General features: G+C 30.5%; 18 protein-coding genes. 10 read left to right on the top strand and 8 right to left on the bottom strand.

Annotated elements, in window-relative coordinates; genetic code table 11:
- Window positions 1–19: 19 nt before the first annotated feature.
- Together D1817_14225 and D1817_14220 are read right to left on the bottom strand one after the other, a co-directional pair.
- Window positions 20–913: a GHMP kinase gene (locus D1817_14225; GenBank protein ID AXT20982.1), complete on the bottom strand. Its 894-nt coding sequence runs from the start codon at window positions 911–913 to the stop codon at window positions 20–22.
- A 3-nt stretch (window positions 914–916) separates the two neighbouring features.
- Entirely contained in the window at window positions 917–2,239 is a 1,323-nt protein-coding gene (locus D1817_14220) for a hydroxymethylglutaryl-CoA reductase, degradative (protein ID AXT20981.1), read from the bottom strand.
- 149 nt (window positions 2,240–2,388) lie between these two features.
- Here D1817_14220 and D1817_14215 point away from each other — a divergent pair, with 149 nt between their 5' ends.
- The 4 genes from D1817_14215 to D1817_14200 all read left to right on the top strand — a co-directional run bounded on the left by D1817_14215 (window position 2,389) and on the right by D1817_14200 (window position 8,584).
- On the top strand, window positions 2,389–4,620 hold the full coding sequence (locus D1817_14215; protein ID AXT20980.1) for a S9 family peptidase: 2,232 nt from the start codon (window positions 2,389–2,391) through the stop codon (window positions 4,618–4,620).
- A gap of 29 nt (window positions 4,621–4,649) precedes the next feature.
- Window positions 4,650–6,182 carry an MFS transporter gene (locus tag D1817_14210; protein AXT20979.1) on the top strand — a complete coding sequence of 511 codons (1,533 nt, stop codon included), beginning with the start codon at window positions 4,650–4,652 and terminating at the stop codon, window positions 6,180–6,182.
- Between the two features lie 18 nt (window positions 6,183–6,200).
- Window positions 6,201–7,949, top strand: coding sequence for an MFS transporter (locus D1817_14205; GenBank protein AXT20978.1), 1,749 nt, complete (start codon window positions 6,201–6,203; stop codon window positions 7,947–7,949).
- Window positions 7,950–8,032: 83 nt separating this feature from the next.
- Complete coding sequence (locus tag D1817_14200) at window positions 8,033–8,584, top strand: DUF255 domain-containing protein (protein ID AXT20977.1); 552 nt, start codon at window positions 8,033–8,035, stop codon at window positions 8,582–8,584.
- Here the strand turns inward: D1817_14200 and D1817_14195 are convergent.
- The 5 genes from D1817_14195 to surE are packed head-to-tail and all read right to left on the bottom strand — an operon-like array spanning window position 8,581 to window position 13,332.
- Window positions 8,581–10,629, bottom strand: a complete 2,049-nt coding sequence (locus D1817_14195) for a ComEC family competence protein (GenBank protein ID AXT20976.1) — start codon at window positions 10,627–10,629, stop codon at window positions 8,581–8,583. The genes D1817_14200 and D1817_14195 overlap by 4 nt on opposite strands.
- 21 nt (window positions 10,630–10,650) lie before the next feature.
- Window positions 10,651–11,157, bottom strand: a complete 507-nt coding sequence (locus D1817_14190) for an NlpC/P60 family protein (protein ID AXT20975.1) — start codon at window positions 11,155–11,157, stop codon at window positions 10,651–10,653.
- A gap of 3 nt (window positions 11,158–11,160) precedes the next feature.
- A complete protein-coding gene (locus D1817_14185) occupies window positions 11,161–12,276 on the bottom strand; it encodes a lipid-A-disaccharide synthase (protein ID AXT20974.1) in 1,116 nt (371 codons plus the stop codon).
- Between the two features lie 8 nt (window positions 12,277–12,284).
- Window positions 12,285–12,566 (bottom strand): hypothetical protein, encoded by a 282-nt coding sequence (locus tag D1817_14180; GenBank protein ID AXT20973.1) that lies wholly within the window; start codon window positions 12,564–12,566, stop codon window positions 12,285–12,287.
- Complete coding sequence (surE, locus tag D1817_14175) at window positions 12,559–13,332, bottom strand: 5'/3'-nucleotidase SurE (GenBank protein ID AXT20972.1); 774 nt, start codon at window positions 13,330–13,332, stop codon at window positions 12,559–12,561. Before surE ends, D1817_14180 begins: the two co-directional genes overlap by 8 nt.
- 161 nt (window positions 13,333–13,493) lie before the next feature.
- On the opposite strand from surE, the gene D1817_14170 reads away from it, so the two are divergent.
- From D1817_14170 to D1817_14160, 3 genes are read left to right on the top strand one after another with little or no spacing between them, the layout of a single operon-like run.
- A complete protein-coding gene (locus tag D1817_14170) occupies window positions 13,494–15,620 on the top strand; it encodes a tail-specific protease (protein AXT20971.1) in 2,127 nt (708 codons plus the stop codon).
- Window positions 15,621–15,623: 3 nt separating this feature from the next.
- Complete coding sequence (locus D1817_14165; GenBank protein AXT20970.1) at window positions 15,624–16,715, top strand: ABC transporter permease; 1,092 nt, start codon at window positions 15,624–15,626, stop codon at window positions 16,713–16,715.
- Window positions 16,716–16,718: 3 nt separating this feature from the next.
- Window positions 16,719–17,528: a DNA/RNA non-specific endonuclease gene (locus tag D1817_14160; GenBank protein ID AXT20969.1), complete on the top strand. Its 810-nt coding sequence runs from the start codon at window positions 16,719–16,721 to the stop codon at window positions 17,526–17,528.
- A gap of 56 nt (window positions 17,529–17,584) precedes the next feature.
- Here D1817_14160 and D1817_14155 read toward each other — a convergent pair whose 3' ends face one another.
- Entirely contained in the window at window positions 17,585–18,160 is a 576-nt protein-coding gene (locus D1817_14155; protein AXT20968.1) for a DUF4136 domain-containing protein, read from the bottom strand.
- Window positions 18,161–18,553: 393 nt separating this feature from the next.
- On the opposite strand from D1817_14155, the gene D1817_14150 reads away from it, so the two are divergent.
- From D1817_14150 to hemL, 3 genes are read left to right on the top strand one after another with little or no spacing between them, the layout of a single operon-like run.
- The gene (locus tag D1817_14150; GenBank protein AXT20967.1) at window positions 18,554–19,474 is read left to right on the top strand and encodes a 1-aminocyclopropane-1-carboxylate deaminase/D-cysteine desulfhydrase; all 921 of its coding nucleotides are present in this window, start codon (window positions 18,554–18,556) and stop codon (window positions 19,472–19,474) included.
- Window positions 19,471–20,268: a LysM peptidoglycan-binding domain-containing protein gene (locus tag D1817_14145; protein ID AXT20966.1), complete on the top strand. Its 798-nt coding sequence runs from the start codon at window positions 19,471–19,473 to the stop codon at window positions 20,266–20,268. The genes D1817_14150 and D1817_14145 overlap by 4 nt, the downstream gene beginning before the upstream one ends.
- A 22-nt stretch (window positions 20,269–20,290) precedes the next feature.
- Window positions 20,291–21,577 carry a glutamate-1-semialdehyde-2,1-aminomutase gene (hemL, locus tag D1817_14140; GenBank protein AXT20965.1) on the top strand — a complete coding sequence of 429 codons (1,287 nt, stop codon included), beginning with the start codon at window positions 20,291–20,293 and terminating at the stop codon, window positions 21,575–21,577.
- Window positions 21,578–21,750 lie beyond the last annotated feature (173 nt).

The following is a 21,750-nucleotide window of genomic DNA, read 5'->3' as shown; positions in this document are numbered from 1 at the left end:
CACTTTGGTGAAGCTTTTTTTATAAAATCATATCAGAATATTTAAGTATAGTATGAAACCCTTTACTTTTAAAATAAGATGAAGGATCTTTTTTTGAAATTGCTAAAATAAAATCACCACCCCAGCCACCAAGGCTTTTTATCGCACCGTTAAAATCTGAAAATAGATTTTCTTTTATAGGTTTTAGATTAATGATTTTTGAAATAATCTGCTCATGTTTTTCAATTAAAGTTTCAAAATCTACTAAATTTTTACAGTGTATAATTTGATTAGTAATTGCATTGATTTCAGAAACAACAGGTTTTATATTAAACTTGTTTTTGTTGTACTGAATGATGCTATCTCTGCTATTCTGTTTTTTATTTAAAAAAACAAAAAACAAATGAGCTTTAAATTCTGGATTAAAATTAACAGTATTTATTTCTTTTAAGTTGTTGTTTAATTGGTATGTAATAGGACTATCGTATTGAGCACAAGCAATATCGTAACCACTACCTCCAAAAGTAGATTCAAGTAACTTATAGGGGTCTAAATTTAACCAACTGGCAATATTGTTAATCAATGTTGAAGAAGTACCTAAGCCCCAATTTTTAGGGAAATCTAATCGTGTTGTGATATGATACCCTTTTTTAAGGTTGAAAAATTCTGGATTAAGATCGTTAACGACATTTAATATTTGAATTAAACGCTTAGAAATATCGTTTTTAGACTTAGAAATGCCGGCTGTTATAATATCTTCAAACCAAACTTTATTGTTATGATCAATACTTTGCCAGGTTATACTATTTTTAACTGAAGGATTTACTGTTAAAGATTGCCCGAACTTGGTTGGCAATGCTAAAGATAAAGCACCATCTAAAACAACATATTCTCCTGTAAGTAATAATTTCCCGTTACTTTTATAAGTAGGCATATATTAGTTCTTAATTCTTAGTTCCTCTAAAGTTTCAACAACAGCATTGTGTGTTACAATGTTAGTTTTAAAATGTTCTATTAGAGTTAGTTTTTCAGAAGCTGTAGCTTTGTATTGATTTAATATATTCATTAAATGCATTTTCATATGCCCTTCTTGAATACCTGTTGTTGTTAAAGAACGTAAAGCTGCAAAATTTTGTGCTAGACCAGATACAGCTATAATTTCCATTAATTCTTTAGCTGTTGGATTACCAAGCATTTCCATCGATAGCTTAACTAAGGGATGTAAATTGGTGAGGCCGCCAACGGTTCCCAATGCTAACGGAATTTCAATCCAAAACCTAAAAATACCATTGTCGATTGTAGCATGAGTTAAACTTGAATAATTACCATTTCTAGAGGCATAAGCATGGATGCAAGCTTCAACAGCTCTAAAATCGTTTCCAGTGGCTAAAACAACAGCATCTACACCATTCATAATGCCTTTGTTATGTGTAACAGCCCGGTAAGGCTCTACTTCGGCTATGGTTACAGCCTGCACAAATGTTTCGGCAAAGATTTCAGGAGCTACATTTTTATCTTCATTTAACTCTTCAACAGGGCAGCTTACTTCTGCTCTTACTATACATTCTGGAACATAATTAGAAAGGATACTCATTATTATTTTAATATCACTTTCAGTTTCAGAGAATTCTTTAAAATTTTTTACTCCGGTTTTAAAGGTTTTAGCAAATTGTTCTAAACACGAATTTATAAAATTCGCTCCCATTGCGTCTAAAGTTTCAAAAGTAGCATGCAATTGATAGTAACCTTTTAAAGATTCTGTTTTGTTTTTCAGAACAATATCTGTAATACCACCACCACGTTGTTCCATGTTTTTAGTGATGGATTTTGTATCCTTGATTAATTGGGGTTTTATATAATTAAAATAAGAATTTAGTATTTCAAAATCACCATTATATATAAAATGCACTTGCCCTATTTTTGAAGTAGAAAGCACAGAAGCTTTAAACCCCCCTCTGTCTAACCAAAATTTAGCAGCTTTACTTGCAGCCGCTACTACAGAACTTTCTTCGATAGCCATTGGTATCGTAAAAAGAGAATTATTAATTAAAAAATTAGGAGCTACTCCTAAAGGAAGGTAGAAGTTTGAAACCGTATTTTCTATAAATTCATCATGAAGTTGTTGTAATCCTTTATCAGAATTCCAATACTGTTTTAAAATATGTTTTGCTTGTTCTTTATCAGAAAAATAAGAGTTAACAATCCAATCAATTTTTTCGGATTTAGATAACTTAGAAAAACCAGAAATTGAGTTACGCATTAAATTTTGTTTAGATTAACAAAGATACTATTCTTGGTATGAATATTGAGAAACTTGTCACTATAAACAGGATTTTACTGTTAATAGTTAGGGTTTTTTGCTTATTTTTTAGTAAACTTGGCATCACTTTATAAAATAAATACTTTTTAATGCAACGTATAAAATTACTAATAGTCGTATTTTTCTCTATAGCGGCTTTTACTTCAGCTCAAAATAAAGATATAACATTAGAAGAAATTTGGAACGGTTCATTTAGAACAGAAGGGATGGCATCGCTTCATTCTATGAATAACGGAAAACAATATTCGGTTTTAAATAGAGATAGGACTAATAATACAACTACTATCGATATTTATGATTATAAAACACTAAGTAAAGTAAAAACATTAGTTAGTTCGGCCTCTATCGATGCTATTCAAAATTTTTCAAATTATACATTTAGTGCAGACGAAAGCAAAATAATTTTAGCGACTAATGTTCGCCCTGTATTTCGTCGTTCAAGACTAGGTAATTATTATGTTTATGATACAGTAAGTGGTACTTTAACTTCTATTTCAGATGATTTAATTCAAGAGCCTACGTTATCTCCTGATGGTAATAAAATTGCTTTTGGATTAAATAATAATTTATATGTAAAAGATTTACAATCTGGAAAAACAACACAGGTTACTTTTGATGGCGAAAAAAATAAAATTATAAACGGAATTACCGATTGGGTATATGAAGAGGAATTTGGTTTTGTTCGTGCTTTTGAATGGAATAAAACAAATAACAAAATTGCTTTTTTACGTTTTGACGAAGCAAATGTTCCTGAGTTCTCAATGGATATTTACGGGCAAGCTTTATACCAACAACAACAAGTATTTAAATACCCTAAAGCAGGAGAAGATAATTCTGTAGTATCACTACATATTTATGATTTAGAAAGTAATACAACTAAACCTGTAAAGGTTAATAAGTCATATAACGACTTTTATATCCCTCGTATAAAATGGACCAATAAACCAAATGTTTTAAGTGCTCAATACATGAATAGACATCAAAATGAATTAGATTTATGGATGATTGATGCAAGTAATAATACAGCTAACTTAGCTTTGGCCGAAAAAGATGATGCATATGTTGATGTTACTTTTAATTTAACGTTTTTAGAAGATTATAGCTTTATATGGACTAGTGAAAAAGATGGTTATAATCACATTTATCATTATACAGATAAAGGAGAATTAATTAATCAAGTTACTAAAGGTGATTGGGAAGTAACTAATTATTATGGTTACAATAAGAAAAATAATAAAATATACTATCAATCTGTTGAAAATGGTTCGATTAATCGAGATGTGTATTCTATTAACCTAAATGGGAAAAATAAAACACGCTTAACCAAAAGTGAAGGAACAAATAGTGCTGCATTTAGTGCAGATTTCACATATTTTATCAATACATTTTCTAGCGCAACTACACCTCCGGAATACACGCTAAATAACTCTAAAAATGGAAATATTGTAAAAAGTATTATCGATAACGATAGGCTAGCGAGTAAATTAACCGAATATAAAACTTCTGCAAAAGAATTTAGTACGATTAATATTAATGGGAATGATCTTAATATGTGGGTGATTAAACCTGCAGATTTTGATCCAAACAAACAATATCCATTATTTATGTATCAATATTCAGGACCAGGATCACAACAAGTAGCAAACCGTTGGAATGCGGCTAATGATTATTGGTACCAGCATTTAGCACAAAAAGGATATATTATAGCTTGTGTAGATGGGAGAGGAACAGGGTTTAAAGGAGCTGCTTTTAAAAAAGTGACTCAAAATGAACTAGGTAAATATGAAGTTGAAGATCAAATCGCTGCAGCAAAGAAATTAGGAGAATTACCATATGTAGACGAAGAGAGAATAGGTATTTGGGGATGGAGTTTTGGAGGCTTTATGAGTAGCAATGCTTTGTTTAAAGGAGAAGGAACATTTTCTATGGCAATAGCTGTAGCACCAGTAACAAGCTGGCGTTTTTACGATACAATTTATACAGAACGTTATATGACAACACCACAGGAAAACCCTAGTGGTTATGATGAAAATTCACCAATTAATCATGTCAACAAATTAGAAGGAGATTTCTTGTTAATTCACGGTACAGGAGATGATAATGTACATGTACAAAATACGATGCGTATGGTAGATGCTTTAATCCAAGCAGATAAGCAATTTGAATGGATGTTATATCCAGATAAAAATCATGGAATTAGTGGTGGAAACACAAGATTACATCTCTACAAAAAAATGACAGGTTTTATAGAACAAAAATTAGGTGATAAGATTGAAAAACTTGAGAAGCAAGAAAAAGTGAATAGCAATATTAAAGGATAACTAACTATTATTAAGTAATACTATATTTTATGGCAGATATTATAGATACACCTGAACAGAAAGATTTATTTGGACACCCAAGAGGGTTGTTTTATTTGTTTTTTGCAGAATTATGGGAACGATTTAGTTTCTATGGGATGAGAGCGTTATTAACGCTTTATATGGTGCAAGAAATTTTTAAAGCAATAGTAGAACGAGATGCTGCTACAGCAGTGGTTTACGCTTCTTATGGTTCTTTAGTTTATGCTTCTACTGTTATAGGTGGGCAAATTTCTGATAAAATATTAGGAATGCGAAGTTCAATTTTTCTTGGAGGTATTTTAATGGCCTTGGGGCATTTTGTATTAGCTATTCAAAATGATATTGCTTTCTTTTTAGCACTAGCATTTATTGTCGTCGGTAATGGATTTTTTAAGCCTAACATTTCAACCTTTGTCGGAGCACTATACAAAGAAGGTGATGTTCGAAAAGATTCTGGCTTTACGATTTTTTATATGGGAATAAACATAGGAGGTTGGGTTGCTCCGCTATTGTGTGGTTGGTTGGCAGCTACTTATGGATGGCATTATGGCTTTGGATTGGCAGGAATAGGAATGTTAACGGGTTTGATTTTCTTTTGGAGCGGTATCAAGAAAAATGTTTTTGGTAAAGAAGGGTTGCCGCCAAGCCAAGAAGTTTACGAGAAAAGAGTATTAGGAATTCCTCAAAAAAACTTAATTCCAATTATAGCTGTAATTGTAGTGCCTTTAATCGCATATGTTTTATCGTCATACAAAGCAATAGCAGGAGGAGAATCTTTTTTAGGAGATCAAACATTAGTAAGTTTAATTTTCAAATTTATTGGCGTCGCGGTACTTATTTATTTGGGAACTATCTTATTTAAAGCTACAGTTGAGGAGCGTAAGAAATTAATAATGGCAGTTTTAATTACTTTTTTCATGACAATGTTCTGGGGGTTCCATGAATTATCGGGAAGTGTAATTACCTTATTTGCTTCAAGAAATGTTGATTTAACATTTATGAATGCAAGTCAAACAAATTCTTTAAATTCAATGTTTATTATTATTCTGGCAATTCCAATTTCTTTACTCTGGGCTTATTTGTCAAAAAAGAATTTAAACCCAAGAACACCTTATAAATTTGGTTTCGGTTTACTTTTAGCTGGTTTAAGCTTCTATATTTTAGGAATGAGTGGAGCAAGTGCTAATGAAGAAGGTTTAGTACCATTTGCTTACCTAATAGTAATGTATTTAGTTATTTCTATAGGAGAATTGTTTATGTCTCCAGTGGGATTATCAAAAATTACAGATTTATCTCCAAAACGTATTGTGGCTTTTATGATGGGAATTTGGTTCTTATCTTCAGCTTATGCATTTCAAATTGTTGGTTTTATCTCTAAACAATTAGCTGTTGAAAGTACAGATGTAAATGTTGGAGGTTTAGAAACTTTAGGGATTTATACAGATGGCTTTAACTTGATAGCTAAATATGCGTTAGGAGCTGGTTTAATAGTATTAGTGTTTTCTCCATTAATGAAAAAGCTAATGGGTAAAGTACATTAGTGTCTTTAAACAAAGTATATGTCATCACCTATAATCTTTGGAGGTTCCGAAGAAAATCAAAAAACACTTTTAGGCCATCCTGTAGGTTTATTTGTTTTATTTTTTACTGAAATGTGGGAACGTTTCAGTTATACAGGTATGCGTGCCATTTTAGTGTTGTTTCTTATTAGTGAAACTACTACAGGAGGGTTTGCATGGAGTAGATCTGATGCCTTGGTTTTATATGCAATTTATACAGGAGCAGTTTATTTAACACCAATAATTGGAGGTTGGATAGCTGATCAATATCTAGGAAGTAGAAATTCTGTGTTTATAGGAGCCCTTTTAATGACTATTGGACATGCTGTGTTGACTTTTGAAACAGAAATGACCTTGTATACTGGAATTGCTTTTTTAATTATTGGCACAGGTTTTTTTAAACCTAGCATGACTCCAATTTTAGGAGAAATGTATCCTGATAAAAATTTAGTGCTAAAAGATGCGGCTTATACCATTTTTTATATGGGCGTTAATGCAGGTTATTTTGTAGGGATAATTATTTGCGGTTGGCTAGGAACACATCCAGATTTTGGCTGGAGCTGGGGCTTTGGAGCTGCAGGACTATTTATGTTCTTAGGGATGTTTCAATTTTATTTTGCACAAAAAATATTTGGAGATATTGGTACGAAACCAATTAGAAATAAAGAAGGAGTATCACCTGCAAAAAAATATGGAGAAGTTGAAGTTAAGTTTACTTCAAATGACACTTTATTATTGGTGATAAACGTAATACTAATAATAATTACTACTATTGGTTGGAATGTGTTGGAATTGAATACTATTTGGAAGAAAATAGGAATAATTCTACCTTTTCTTACTTCTATTATATTATTTATTGTATTACGATTACGCAAGTATCCTAAAATAGAACGTGATCGATTAACTGTTGTAGCCATATTATCATTTTTTATAGTGTTTTTCTGGCTGGCATTTGAACAAGCTGGAGGTACGATGACCATCTTTGCTCAAGATTATACTCAAAGATCACTTACTACGAGTACTTCTATAAATACATTTAGAATTGTAAGCTTAATATTAACTATTATTCCAATGTTAATTCTTACATATGTATTTGTGCTTTTAAGCAAAAAAATAGGTAAAACATATTCGTTATCTATTATATTTCTTGGAGCTTGTTTTATAATTATTTGGTTAGCAATGGGTGTTATAAATTATAAGAATTTTAATAATGAAACATTAGAAATTCCGACAGCATGGTTTGGAACTTTAAATGCTTTTTTTATTATTTCTTTGGCGCCCTTATTTTCCAAAATGTGGAAAACATTAAACAAGAAGAAAATTGAGCCTTCAGGACCAATTAAATTTGCTATGGGCCTCTCTTTACTGGGAATAGGGTTTATAATGTTAGCAATAGGAGCAAGTACAATTCCGATAGGAGCAAAAACTGCTTCTGTAAGTATGATATGGTTAATATTGGCTTATTTTTTTCATACAGTTGGAGAGCTTGCGATATCACCAGTAGGATTATCGTATGTAAATAAGCTTTCTCCTAAGCGTATTATGGCATTGATGTTTGGTGTATTTTATCTAGCTAATTTTGTAGCTAACTTCACAGGAGGAATCATAGGGAGTTATATTGATGAAATTTCAAAGTCAATTTCCATGTCTGGATTTTTCTCTATTTTTGTATATAGCTCATTTGGTTCTGCATTATTACTGGTTTTGCTAAACAAACGTTTAAGGAAATTAATGCACGGAATTAAGTAGTTAGAGTCATAATTTTGAGTTAAACATTAAAAATAAAGTGTAATATTTAGTAAGTTTGAGCCCTGAATCACAACAAATCGATTATGAAAAAAGTAACGATTCTAATAATATTAACCCTATTTACATCTGTTAATATTATAGCACAAGAGATAAACTGGATGACCTTAGAAGAGGCAGTTGCACTTCAAAAAGAGAATCCAAAAAAGATTATAATGGATGCATATACTAATTGGTGTGGTCCTTGTAAAATACTAGATAGCAAAACATTTCATAATCCTGACGTTGTGAAATATGTAAATGAAAACTACTATGCAGTAAAATTTAATGCAGAGGGGAATTCTGAAATTAATTTTAAAAATAAAGTATATAAAAACCCAGGTTATAAGGCAGAATTGGCTAATCGCAGAAATAGCCCACACGAATTTTCTATATATTTAGGAATAAGAGCATATCCAACTATAGTTTTTATGGATGAGCAAGGAAATTTATTAGCTCCAATTGTAGGATTTAAACAACCACAAGAATTAGAATTATATTTAAAATTATTTAAAACGGACGCTTATAAAACATTAACAAGTCAAGAAGCATTTGACAAATACTATGCTTCTTTTAAAGCAGAGTTTAAAGAGATTTAATAAGAGTTAGAATTAAATATATAAGCGCCTTTTTCATTAGTTTGATGAAAAAGGCGCTTTTTCTTATGTGCTGTTCTTTTCCAACGCCGCTCATAGATTTTAAAATTACTACCGTCACTAATAATTAAATCAGGGGTTAAGCTATCGATTAAACGATTTAAATTTACTTTTGGTGAATTCCTTAATAATACAATATCTGGTTTAAATTCAGTAATATTATAAATCCCTAAACTATCGACAATTAATAACTTTTTCTTGTTTAAAATGTATACCGATTGTATCGAATCAAACATCATATTTTTTATATGTTCCCCTACTTTATAGTTTGTAAGTATGTTATCTTTAATAAGAATAGAGTCATTTAAATTATGATGAATAATAAGTGATTTTCCTTTTTGTAAACCAATCATACTAAACTTACTTTTTTGAAATATAATAAATCGAGAATCAATATCTTTTTGCTTGTTTATAAGCGCTGATACTTGAATTATTAAGATAACACTGAGCACTGAGATAATACTTCGATAGTTTTTCCTTTTAAACGTGTAAATAAGAGTAGAAATTAATAGATAACTTAAAATAACATTACTTAAGCTAAAAGAAATGTTTTTAAATAAGAAAGCTTCTTGGAGTGATACCCAGCTAACAAAATCATTCATTAAGCTTATTAAACTACCATAAAACGAAGCTAAAAAATCAGGAAGACCATTTAATAAAGATAAAATAATTATAAATATCCCTAATCCTAATAAAAATCCAAGACAAGGCACAATAATTAAATTGGATAGAAAGAATAAGCTAGGAAATTGATGGAAATAGTATAAACTTATTGGGATAACCCCAATTTGAGCTGCTACAGTTACTGTGAAAATTTTCCAAAAAAAATCAAAAAACTTGTATTTAATGTGGACAAGATTATATAGCATAGGCTGAAGTATCACAATAGAAAATACAGCTAAATAACTGAGCTGAAAACCAACATCAAAAAGAAATTCTGGTTTTATTAGTAATAAAATGAATATTGAAAATGCTAGAGTGTTATAAATATTAGTAGGCCTCTTTAAATTCATAGCAATTGCGATGATGCTAAACATTGTTACAGCTCGTACAACCGAAGCAGACAAACCAGCGATAATAGCAAAAGACCATAGCAAAATAACAATAAGCAGTGCTTTAATATTTTTATCATATTTAAATCGCTCTAAAGGCTTTAATAGAAAGTTGAATAAAAATAATAATATACCAATATGTAAACCAGAAACTGCAAGAATGTGTATTGCTCCAGCATCAGCATAAGTACTATAAATTTCTTTTGAAATATCCTGTCGTTGCCCTAATAATAAAGCATTAATTATGGCAAGTTCACTTGCTTTAAAACTATGCTGTTTAAGCTTTAAATTTATAGTAGATCTTAACCTTGAAGCAAATCCAAAAAGAGTATGTACTTTAGAGTTAACTAAAAGTAATTCATTATTGTTAAGAGATAGTTGGTGATAAATATATTGCTTTTCTAAATAGTTTTTATAATCAAATTGATGTGGATTTAAAGGTGAATTAATAGCTTTAAAATTAGATGTTGTTATAAAAATATCATCGATATTCAATTTTAAAACTGTAGAATCTATAGAAGTATTTAATAAAGCCTTCCCAGAAGTAACACGATCATCTATTCTTAGAATATCTATAATATACTTGTTTTGATAATTAGTAGGTTTTAAGGTTTCTCTAATCTTGAAACTAATCGTATTTGTAGTATCATTTTCTTTAACGATATTTTTACTATAATGATTTTTGAAATTAGATTGTTGATGTAATGTAGCGGTTAATATTCCCACTGAAATTGTTGTAGAATAAATTATGATTCCAAACCCAATGTGTTGAATATGTTTGTTTCTTGAAATAAAATATGCAATACCAAAAAGAATTACTAAAAAAGAACTGATATATAAGATCGAACTATAATCAATAAAGAAAAAATACTCTAGTATAATACCGAAAATGAGACATAAAGTAAGCTTAATAAGAATAGAATTTATCAACTTCATTGTTGGAAGATAAGAAAAATCCTATAAAATACGACGTGCCTCTATAAATGTATTATTCCAATAAAGTTCTGATAAAGTTGAAGTTATAACACCTTTACTTGTAGTAGAATGAATAAACGTAATAGTATCTTGCTTTGATTCTATTACTAATCCAACATGATTAATACGTTTTGTGCTTTTAGTAGTTTTAAAGAACAATAAATCGCCTTTAATAACATCACTTAAAGAAATAGGTTTTCCTTCTTTAGCCATTATATAAGAAACTCTAGGGATAAAAATATTCTCACTTTTAAAAGCTAAATAAATTAGCCCTGAGCAATCTAGCCCTTTTCTATCGGTTCCTCCATACTTGTATTTAACACCCTTAAATGTTTTAGAATATTTAATAATACTATCTGCTATTGCATAGGTAGTTTTAGGTTTAATAATTACTCCTGTAGTTGCACTTTTAGTTATTGCTCGTTTTGAAGATTTACACGAGGTAAAACAGCTTGTTAAAAGTACTAAGATGAGTAAGAGTTGACGCATTTACTAATTTATAGAATTATAAATTAATTGTGCAACTTTATTACTAGCGCCTTTGCCACCTAATTTTTCTTCTAACTCAAAATAACTTGAAAATAAAGCCTCTCGTTTTGTGCTTTCTAAAATTGATGATAATTCTTGTTTTAATTGAGATGTATTAAAATCGTTTTGAATCAATTCTGTAACAACTTCTTTATCCATAATTAAATTTACTAACGAAATGTACTTAATATGTTTTACCAAGCGTTTCCCGATTTCATAAGATAGCCAACTTCCTTTATAGCAAACAACTTCGGGTACTTTAAAAAGAGCAGTCTCTAGAGTAGCAGTACCGGAAGTTACAAGAGCAGCAGAAGATACACTTAATAGATCGTATGTTTTATTACTTACAAAATGTACTGTTGCATTATCTATGAACTGCTTATAAAAATCATAATCTTGACTTGGTGCACCTGCAATAACAAATTGGTAATCTGAGAAATCAGGAACAATACTTAACATCACAGATAGCATTTTTTTTATTTCCTGTTTACGACTACCTGGAAGTAATGCAACTATTGGTTTATCGTTTAATTTATGTTCTGATCTAAAGCTTTGTTCATCTACTTGCACACGATCAGAAATGGCATCTATTAAAGGGTGACCGACAAACTCAACAGGATAATTGTGCTTGTCTTCATAAAATGTTTTTTCGAAAGGTAAAATCACGTACATTTTATCGACATCACGTTTTATACTTTTAATTCTGTTTTCTTTCCAAGCCCAAATTTGAGGAGAAATGTAATAATGAGTTTTAAAGTTGTTTTCTTTTGCCCATTTAGCTATACGGAGATTAAACCCTGGATAATCTATAAAAATAATCACATCAGGATTATATGCTTTAATATCATTTTTACAAAAACCTAAGTTTTTAGTGATGGTTTTTAAATTTAAAATCACCTCTAAAAACCCCATAAAAGCTAAATCTTTATAATGTTTTATTAAGTTTTTGTCTACTTTATGCATAAGGTCACCACCCCAAAAACGAAATTCAGCATCAGAATCAAAACTCTGTAATGCTTTCATTAAGTTGGCGCCGTGTAAATCTCCAGAGGCTTCTCCTGCAATAATGTAATACTTCATTTAATAAACTATAACTTAACAATAAAGGTGAAAACAGCAATAAAAATAGTAATTAGCAATACTCCTTTGGCTCTATAATCTTGTTTCTTTTTTATGAAAACAAAAAATGCAATTAAATTTAATATGGCACCTAAACTTATAAGTTTCCCAATAAAATCTTCAGCGATAGCTGCCTTTATTACCTTCATAAATCCATCGCCATTTCCAAAAATTGTTGCAGTCACCAATAACCCAATAGCATTTGCAATAAGGCCTATTAACATTCCAATACTAAGTTCTTTTTTAATCATTTAAATTCCAAGAGTTTAATTGTTGAATATAATAATGTGCAGTCAGATCAAATTGTACAGGGACTAAAGAAACAAAGCCATTGTCTAGAGCCCATTCATCAGTATCTTCACCTCTATCTAAGTTAACAAATTTCCCAGCTAACCAATAATAATCACGCCCTTGTGGGCTTTTTCGACGATCAAATTTTTCGTGCCAATTACCCTTAGCTTGCCTACAAACTTTTATTCCTTTGTAGTTTCCTTCTGTTTTTGGAAAATTTACATTAAGCACCATTCCATTTGGAATCCCATTATTTAAAACGTTTTTAACAATGGTTTTAATATAAGGCCCTGTTTTGGAGAAATCTGCATCCCAATTATAATCAGAAACAGAAAAACCAATAGCTGGAATGCCTTCTATACCAGCTTCAATAGCTGCGCTCATTGTGCCAGAATAGATTACATTTATGGATGAGTTAGACCCATGATTAATACCAGAAACACATAAACTAGGTCTTCTGTCTAATAATTCATGAATAGCAAGTTTTACACAATCAGCAGGTGTGCCAGAAGTACTATATTCTTTTTGGGGTCCATCATCTATATGTTCTTGCTTACAATATAAAGTGTCATTTACAGTTATAGCATGCCCCATACCACTTTGTGGACTATCTGGAGCAACAACAACAACATCTCCAAAAGAGATCATTATTTTTATAAGTGTGCGAATACCTGGAGCAGTGATACCATCATCATTTGTAATTAAAATTAAAGGTTTTTTATGCATTTATGCTTCCAAATTAATTCATAACAAAAGTAAGGAAATTCATCTTGAAATTCTTATTTTACAGCGTTTAACAAAAAATTAGTAGAGAAACTGTGATGTTGGCATAGTTTTTTCTTTATTTTAGTTGAATAATTAAAAAACCGAATCAAGTACTTAGATATATGAAAAGGAATTATAACATTTTATTACTTACATTATTATTAGCTTTTGCATCATGTAGCTTTACAACAAAAAAGATTGATGCAGATGGAGACGATAAAGATAAACTTTTAATACAATTAATTACTTATGTGATTGATCAAGGTCATTTTAGCCCTAAAGATATAAATGATGATTTTTCTAAAAACGTCTATAAAGATTACTTAAACCAAATTGATCCTTTTAAACGCTATTTTCTCAAGTCAGATATAAAAGAATTTAAGGCGTATGAAACTAAAATAGATGACCAAATTAAGGATAGGGACTTGTCTTTTTTTAATCTTACTCACGAACGTCTTTTACAACGTAAAGAAGAGTCTAAAGCAATTTATAAAGAAATACTAGAAACACCTTTTGATTTTGATAAGAAAGAAAGCTATAGTGCAGATTATGAGGCATTAGATTATGCAAAATCTAAAAAAGATTTAAAAGAACGCTGGAGACAACAATTAAAATTCTCTGCAATAGCAAATTATCATGATATTATTGATGAACAAGAGAAAAGTGAAGAAAAAACGGAGCAAAAATCAATAATAGAAATCGAAAAAGAAGCAAGGCAAATTACATTAACGTCTTTAGATGAACTTTTTTCTTTTATCGATGATAGACGTCGTGAAGATTGGTTTTCCGTATATATTAATGCGGTAGTAGAAGAGTTTGACCCACATACAGCTTATTTAGCACCTACAGATAGAGATCGCTTTGATTTTCAAATGTCAGGAAAATTGGAAGGAATAGGAGCAGTTCTTCAGAAAAAAATAGATAAAATAACAGTAAATACAATTGTATCGGGAGGTCCAGCTTGGAGACAAAACGAATTACAAGTAGGAGATGTAATTTTAAAAGTAAAACAAGAAGATGAAGATGAAGCAGTAAGTATTGTAGGGATGCGTATTGATGATGCTATAAAACTAATTAAAGGCCCTAAAGGAACTAAAGTTACATTAACACTCAAAAAAGTTGATGGTGGCATTGAAGATATAACTATTACAAGAGATGTTGTAGAACAAGAAGAAACTTATGCTAAAACATCTATTGTTAAAAAAGAAGGAAGAAACTTTGGAGTAATTAATTTACCTGGGTTTTATGCAGACTTTAAAGATTATAATAAACGTAATGCAGCTGCAGATATAAAAGTAGAGATAGAGCGCTTAAAAGAGCAAGGAATGGAAGGCCTTGTATTAGACTTAAGAAATAATGGAGGTGGATCTTTAAAAACTGTAGTAGAGATGGCCGGATTATTTATTAAAGATGGGCCAGTTGTACAAGTGCGATCTACAGGCGAACCAAAAGAAGTGCTTAGGGATAAAGATAAATCAATCTCATGGGATGGGCCGTTAGTAATTTTAGTAAACGAACTGTCTGCCTCAGCTTCAGAAATTTTGGCAGCTGCTATGCAAGATTATAAGAGAGCTATTGTTATAGGAAGTAAACAAACTTATGGTAAAGGAACTGTACAACAACTTATTGATTTAAACCGTATGGTTAGAGGAAATGATGATGATTTAGGAGGGTTTAAGTTTACAACACAAAAGTATTATAGAATTAACGGTGGATCTACTCAATTAGAAGGTGTTAAAAGTGATGTAGTTGTTCCAGACCGTTACAGTTATATTGATATAGGAGAAAGAGATCAAGATAATCCATTACCTTGGGATGAGATTCAACCAGCAGAATATAATATTTGGGATAATTATTTTGATTACGAAGCTACTGTTAAAAAGAGTAATGAAAGAATGCAAAAGAGTGAGCAATTGCAATTAATTGACGAAAATGCAAAATGGATTAAAAAAATTAGAGACAGAAATATGTATTCTTTAAATTATAAAGAATACAAACAAGCATTAAATAATAACGAAAAAGAAGCTAAGAAATTTGAAAAACTAGCAGATTATAAAACTGATCTAACCTTCAAATCTCTACCTTACGAAGTTGCGCTAATAGAAAAAGATACTGTTTTAAAAGAAAAAAGGAAACGTTGGCACAATAGTCTTAGCAAAGATGTATATATGGAAGAAGCGCTTAATGTGCTTAATGATTTAAAAACATCGTTTAGGATTAAAAAACTAGCAACAACAGTAAAAGATTAGTAAGTGAGTAGAGATTATAACTCATTATCTCAATTAGCGCTCCAAAAGTTTAAAAAAAACTTTTGGGGCGTTTTAAGTTTTTGGTTTATTATACTTGTTGGCCTTATCTCAATATTTGCATATGTAATAGCTCCAGATAATTCTCAAAATGCGAATCAAATGCATTTATCTATTCATTCTAAAGAACCCGGTTTTAAAGTGACGATGTTAACTATTCCATCACAACAAAGAGTAGATGATAAGTTTTTTAGCAAGATATTTTTTGGAAAACGGGATAATAATGAAGAAGTTCCAATAACAGAATATAAAATAATTGATGAATCCTTATCTTATAAAGAATATGCATCAGATGGTTTAGAAGGAATTATAAAAACAATTTCTTTAAACCGTTTCCCTTATGAGATTGAGAATTATATTTCTGAAAGGAAATTTATTTTTGGAACTGATAAATATGGACGCGATTTATTAAGTCGTGTTTTAATAGGTGCGAGAATTTCGTTTTTTATAGGCTTTATAGCTGTTTTTATTTCATTGATTATTGGCATTTTTTTTGGAAGTATTGCAGGATATTATGGAGGGAAAGTAGACGCAATTATTATGTGGGTTATTAATGTAACTTGGTCTATACCTACATTACTTTTGGTAATAGCAATTACACTTGCTCTTGGGAAAGGATTTTGGCAAGTATTTATCGCTGTAGGATTAACTATGTGGGTTGAGGTTGCTAGAGTAGTAAGAGGGCAGATTATAAGTGTAAAAGAAATGCAATATGTTACTGCAGCCAGAGCGTTGGGCTTTACAGATTTTAGAATCATTATAAAGCATATTTTACCTAATATTATGGCGCCAGTAATTGTAATTTCTGCTGCTAATTTTGCAGCAGCTATTTTAATAGAAAGCGGACTAAGTTTTTTAGGAATTGGAGCGCAACCACCAATGGCAAGTTGGGGTGCAATGATTAAAGATCATTATAATTATATTATTCTTGGTAAACCGTATTTAGCATTAATACCTGGGTTGTGTATTATGAGTTTGGTTATGGCGTTTATGCTTATGGGTAATACATTAAGGGATGCCTTAGATGTTAAAAATTAATTTGTGAAAAAGCGTTCTATTTATTATTTAATAGCATTACTATTACTTATTGGAGTTTATCTATACGATTTTTATTTAGATAGTCAACCTGTAAGTAAGGAAATAGAAGAAGAAACCTCTTCTCAAAAAGAAATTACAAACAACTACTTTTTACCTAAGAGTACTACAAAAGAAATCGTTCATCATAATGGGTATTCGTTATCTTATAATGAAGCTTATGAGCAAGCAGAATGGGTTGCTTATGAATTAAAGAAATCTCATTTATCTAATAGAAGTTTTAAACGCCCATATTTTGAGATAGATAAAGCAATTTCTACAAAAGCGGCTCATTGGAACAATTACAAAAACTCTGGTTACGATCGAGGTCATTTATGTCCAGCAGCAGATAGAAAATATAATAAAATTGTTCATGATAAAACTTTTTTAACAAGTAATATTTCTCCACAGACTCATGAATTTAATTCTGGTATTTGGAATAGATTAGAACAAAAAGTGAGATATTGGGCGAGAAAATATGATGGTGTATTTGTTGTTACTGGTGGTGTGCTAAATGAAAGCCTTAAAACCATAGGAAATGAGAATGTGGCAGTACCAGATTATTTTTATAAAGTGCTCTTAGATTATAATAATAAAAAACCTAAGATGATAGCATTTTTATTAAAACATCAGAATTCTAATAAACCCTTATCTAGTTTTGTAGTATCTGTAGATAAAATCGAAAATTTAACAGGTATAGATTTCTTTCCGCAATTAGATGATATACTAGAAGAGAGCTTAGAATCTTCTTCAAATTACAATAATTGGATTTTCTAAATAAAAAAGCACTCATAATGAGTGCTTTTTTATTTTATTATAAGCTTAAAAGCCATTTATTTTGATGCTATACCTGGAGGATATGCTTCAATAATTTTAGAAACAAACTCTTTAATGCGTTCTTCTTTTTTAGCAACATTTTGTGTTAAATAGCCAGAACCAGAACCTTGCCAAATTAATTCTTTTTTGTCGGCATCTATAAAGTCTATATACAGTAACCCTTCGGTAGAAGTAGTTACAGAATTTCCAAATCTTCCACCGTAAAATGGATAACCATAGCCAAAACCACCAAATCCGAATCCACCAAAACCAAAACCACCAAATCCGAATCCACCATTGTAAACATTTACACGTTCTCTAGATTTTGTGAATATACTTACGAGTATATCTGGGTTTTCAGACTTTATAAATCCTTTAGCTAGTAATTCTGCTTCAATAGCACGTAAAATTCTACGTTTATCAAGATCACTTATTTTAGCATTATCTATGCCTGTTTTAAAAAACGCAAAGGTTTTGTATCCCTCAAAACTTGCATTTGTGTCATAATCTGCAGCAACTCTTATTGAGCTGCAAGATGTAATTACTACCATTAGGAGTATTGCTAATGGTATTATTTTTAATAATCTTTTCATTGCTTCTTTTTTTAATGGTTAAAACGAATTTACTAAATAATCATTAATGTTCTTAATTAGAGAGGGTTATTAACATTAAAACTCTATGGCAGAGCGTTTTTTATATAAATAAATTAAACAATAATCATACCAAATAATGTTAATTAATGCATGATAAGGAAGATTAAGAAATACCTGCTAGGCTTTTTTTGAATTGGTAGCCTTGTTATAACCATAAGGGCAGTGCCTGCACCCGCTTTCACAACAGTAACCACGTTTTATATGATACTGTTCAGTAAAACAACGATAACCTTCTGGAGTTAAATAAAAATCGCCATCTTCGGCTTTAGGAATTGATTTCATCATGTCAAAGATAATGCAAAACAAATTTAATTTTAAAGTATATTCGCAACGATGGCAATAAATTTAGATAAAAGCGTAAATCAAGAAGTGAAAATACAGGACTCAAACGGTGTCGAGCTTTATATAAAAAGAGAAGATAGACTACATTCTTTTATATCCGGGAATAAATATAGAAAGTTAAAATATAACTTAGAAGAAGCTAAATTTTCTGACCTGAAAACACTATTAACCTTTGGTGGTGCGTTTTCTAATCATATTGCTGCTGTGGCTGCAATAGGAAAACTAAAGGGATACAAGGCAATAGGAGTTATAAGAGGAGAGGAGTTGTTTGATAAAATTAAGGATAATGCTACTTTAAACTTTGCTTACAAAGAAGGGATGAAATTTAAATTTATATCTAGAGAAGATTATCGAAAGAAAACTACAAGTTCTTTTTTACAATCATTAAAAAATGAATTTGGAGAATTTTACATGATTCCAGAAGGGGGAACCAATAATTTAGCTATAAAAGGTTGTGAGGAAATTTTAAAGAAAGCCGATGAAGATTTTGATATTATATGTTCTCCAGTAGGAACAGGTGGGACTGTTACAGGATTAATAAATTCTATAAATTCAAATCAGAAAGTTTTAGGGTTTTCGGCTTTAAAAGGTGATTTTTTAAAAGACAATATTAGTAAATTTGCAAGGAGCGAAAATTGGGAATTAATAACAGATTATCATTTTGGAGGTTATGCAAAAATAAATATAGAGTTAATTCAGTTTTTAAACAGTTTTAAAATTGATTTTAATATTCCTTTAGACCCAATATATACGGGTAAAATGATGTTTGGAATTTTAGATATGATTAAAAATAAAAAATTTCCTAAAGGCTCGAGAATTTTAGCAATTCATACAGGAGGATTACAGGGTATAGAAGGGATGAATTTTAAATTAAAACAAAAGAAATTACCGTTAATTAATTATAAAGTATGAAGAAGATTTTTTTGATAGTGTTGATTGGTATAATTTTTTTAAGCTGTGGTTCTAGAAAAAGAACTATAACTAGAAAAAAAGCAGAAAATATAAAGGAACGTGTTGTTGAGATAAAAGATTCTAACTCTGTAAAAGCAAAGCCAATTAAAACTACAAACACCTCCAGAATAATTAATAGCACAACAGATTATATTGATGTTTTTAAAGATATCGCAATTCATGAAATGCGTACTTATAATATACCAGCAAGCATAACACTTGCGCAAGGAATTTTAGAGTCAGGTTCGGGAAAAGGGAGGTTGGCTGTTAAAGCAAATAATCACTTTGGAATCAAATGTCATGGGTGGACAGGAGCAAAAATCTATCATGATGATGATGCAAGACAAGAGTGTTTTAGAAAGTATGATAATGCTAAATATTCATTTAGAGATCATTCTGAATTTTTAAAACGCAAGCGATATGCGAATTTATTTAAATTAGAGATAGATGATTATAAAGGGTGGGCAAGAGAGTTAAGAAGAGCAGGATATGCTACGGATAAAAGATATCCTCAAAAATTAATTGCTTTAGTTGAACGCTATAATTTAACTCAATATGATGAAATTGTTATAGGAAAGAAAAGAAAAAACAAAAAAGAAAAAGTAGCAGAAGAGATAGTTAAGCATATAGTTGTGAAAGGAGATACACTATACTCCATATCTAAACGCTATAATTTGACGGTAAAAGAATTACAACGAATAAATAGTATTAAAGGAACAGAAATTAGTATTGGACAAATACTTAATTTAAAGTAAAAAATAAGATAGATATAGTTTTATGATTTATAAGCGAAGTAGCGCACTTTTTGCGCAAGCAGAGAGCGTAATTCCAGGAGGTGTAAATTCACCAGTAAGAGCGTTTAAAGCTGTAGGAGGAACTCCTATTTTTGTAAAAAAAGCTAAAGGAGCGTATTTATATGATGAAGATAATAATCAACTTATTGATTATATTAACTCATGGGGACCAATGTTATTAGGGCATGCTTTTGAACCAGTAGTTAATGCAGTTGTAGATAAAGCAAAAAAAGGAACATCATTTGGAATGCCTACAGAAATTGAAACTAAAATTGCAGAATTAGCAGTATCAATGGTACCAAATATTGATAAAATCCGTTTTGTGAATTCCGGAACAGAAGCTTGTATGAGCGCAATTAGGTTAGCGAGAGGGTTTACAGGTAAAGACAAGATTATAAAATTCGCTGGATGTTATCATGGACATAGTGACTCGTTTTTGATACAAGCAGGAAGTGGTGCTATTACATTTGGGACACCAAATAGTCCAGGGGTAACAAAAGGAACGGCTCAGGATACACTTTTAGCTCGCTATAACGATATTGAAAGTGTAAAAGCACTTATAAAAGCAAATACAGAAGAAATTGCATGTATTATTATAGAACCTGTTGCAGGAAACATGGGATGTATTCCTCCTCAAAAAGGATTTTTAGAAGCCTTAAGAGCACTTTGCGATCAACATCAGATATTGTTAATTTTTGATGAGGTAATGACAGGGTTTCGTTTGGCCAGAGGGGGTGCACAAGAGCTTTTAAATATAAAAGCAGATATTGTTTGTTTTGGTAAAGTTATAGGAGGAGGTCTGCCAGTTGGTGCTTTTGCTGCTCGTAATGAAATAATGAATTGTTTAGCTCCACTTGGACCTGTTTATCAAGCTGGAACATTAAGTGGGAACCCTCTAGCAATGGCTGCAGGGTTAGCTATGTTAAAGTTTATAAATGAAGATGAAACATTGTTTGAGCGTCTGGAAGCAAAAACAAAATATTTGCATAATGGTTTGGATGAAGTGCTAACAAATTTAAAATTCGAATATACGATAAATAGAGTTGGATCAATGGTTTCTGTACATTTTGCAAAAGAAGCTGTTATAGATTTTGAGACTTCTACAAATGGAAATAATGATAAATTTAAAAAGTTCTTTCACGGGATGCTTAAGCAAGGTATTTATATAGCACCAAGTGCTTTTGAAACTTGGTTTATAACAGATGCTTTAACTTATAAAGACTTGGATAAAACTATTGCTGCCTGTAAGTTAGTATGTGAAACGATGTGAAAAACAAAAAGGGTATTAATATATTAAATACCCTTTTTATAAGTGGTTGGTTAGTAATAAGTTTTTATTTTTTTAAATAAGGTATTACTAATGTAGTAAAATTTATCTTATAAAAAGAAAAGAGTATTGTTAATTTTAACAATACTCTTAATAAAGCTACTTATAACTAACCA

It is taken from the genome of Flavobacteriaceae bacterium, assembly GCA_003443635.1.
Lineage (GTDB): Bacteria > Bacteroidota > Bacteroidia > Flavobacteriales > Flavobacteriaceae > AU392.
Note: the sequence above shows the minus strand (reverse complement) of the source record. Positions and strands in the feature narration are given on the sequence as shown.

Coding starts and splice junctions, on each gene's coding strand:
- D1817_14225 (AXT20982.1), bottom strand. CDS start 913: ATGCCTACTTATAAAAGTAACGGGAAATTATTACTTACAGGAGAATAT.
- D1817_14220 (AXT20981.1), bottom strand. CDS start 2,239: ATGCGTAACTCAATTTCTGGTTTTTCTAAGTTATCTAAATCCGAAAAA.
- D1817_14215 (AXT20980.1), top strand. CDS start 2,389: ATGCAACGTATAAAATTACTAATAGTCGTATTTTTCTCTATAGCGGCT.
- D1817_14210 (AXT20979.1), top strand. CDS start 4,650: ATGGCAGATATTATAGATACACCTGAACAGAAAGATTTATTTGGACAC.
- D1817_14205 (AXT20978.1), top strand. CDS start 6,201: ATGTCATCACCTATAATCTTTGGAGGTTCCGAAGAAAATCAAAAAACA.
- D1817_14200 (AXT20977.1), top strand. CDS start 8,033: ATGAAAAAAGTAACGATTCTAATAATATTAACCCTATTTACATCTGTT.
- D1817_14195 (AXT20976.1), bottom strand. CDS start 10,629: ATGAAGTTGATAAATTCTATTCTTATTAAGCTTACTTTATGTCTCATT.
- D1817_14190 (AXT20975.1), bottom strand. CDS start 11,157: ATGCGTCAACTCTTACTCATCTTAGTACTTTTAACAAGCTGTTTTACC.
- D1817_14185 (AXT20974.1), bottom strand. CDS start 12,276: ATGAAGTATTACATTATTGCAGGAGAAGCCTCTGGAGATTTACACGGC.
- D1817_14180 (AXT20973.1), bottom strand. CDS start 12,566: ATGATTAAAAAAGAACTTAGTATTGGAATGTTAATAGGCCTTATTGCA.
- surE (AXT20972.1), bottom strand. CDS start 13,332: ATGCATAAAAAACCTTTAATTTTAATTACAAATGATGATGGTATCACT.
- D1817_14170 (AXT20971.1), top strand. CDS start 13,494: ATGAAAAGGAATTATAACATTTTATTACTTACATTATTATTAGCTTTT.
- D1817_14155 (AXT20968.1), bottom strand. CDS start 18,160: ATGAAAAGATTATTAAAAATAATACCATTAGCAATACTCCTAATGGTA.
- D1817_14150 (AXT20967.1), top strand. CDS start 18,554: ATGGCAATAAATTTAGATAAAAGCGTAAATCAAGAAGTGAAAATACAG.
- D1817_14145 (AXT20966.1), top strand. CDS start 19,471: ATGAAGAAGATTTTTTTGATAGTGTTGATTGGTATAATTTTTTTAAGC.
- hemL (AXT20965.1), top strand. CDS start 20,291: ATGATTTATAAGCGAAGTAGCGCACTTTTTGCGCAAGCAGAGAGCGTA.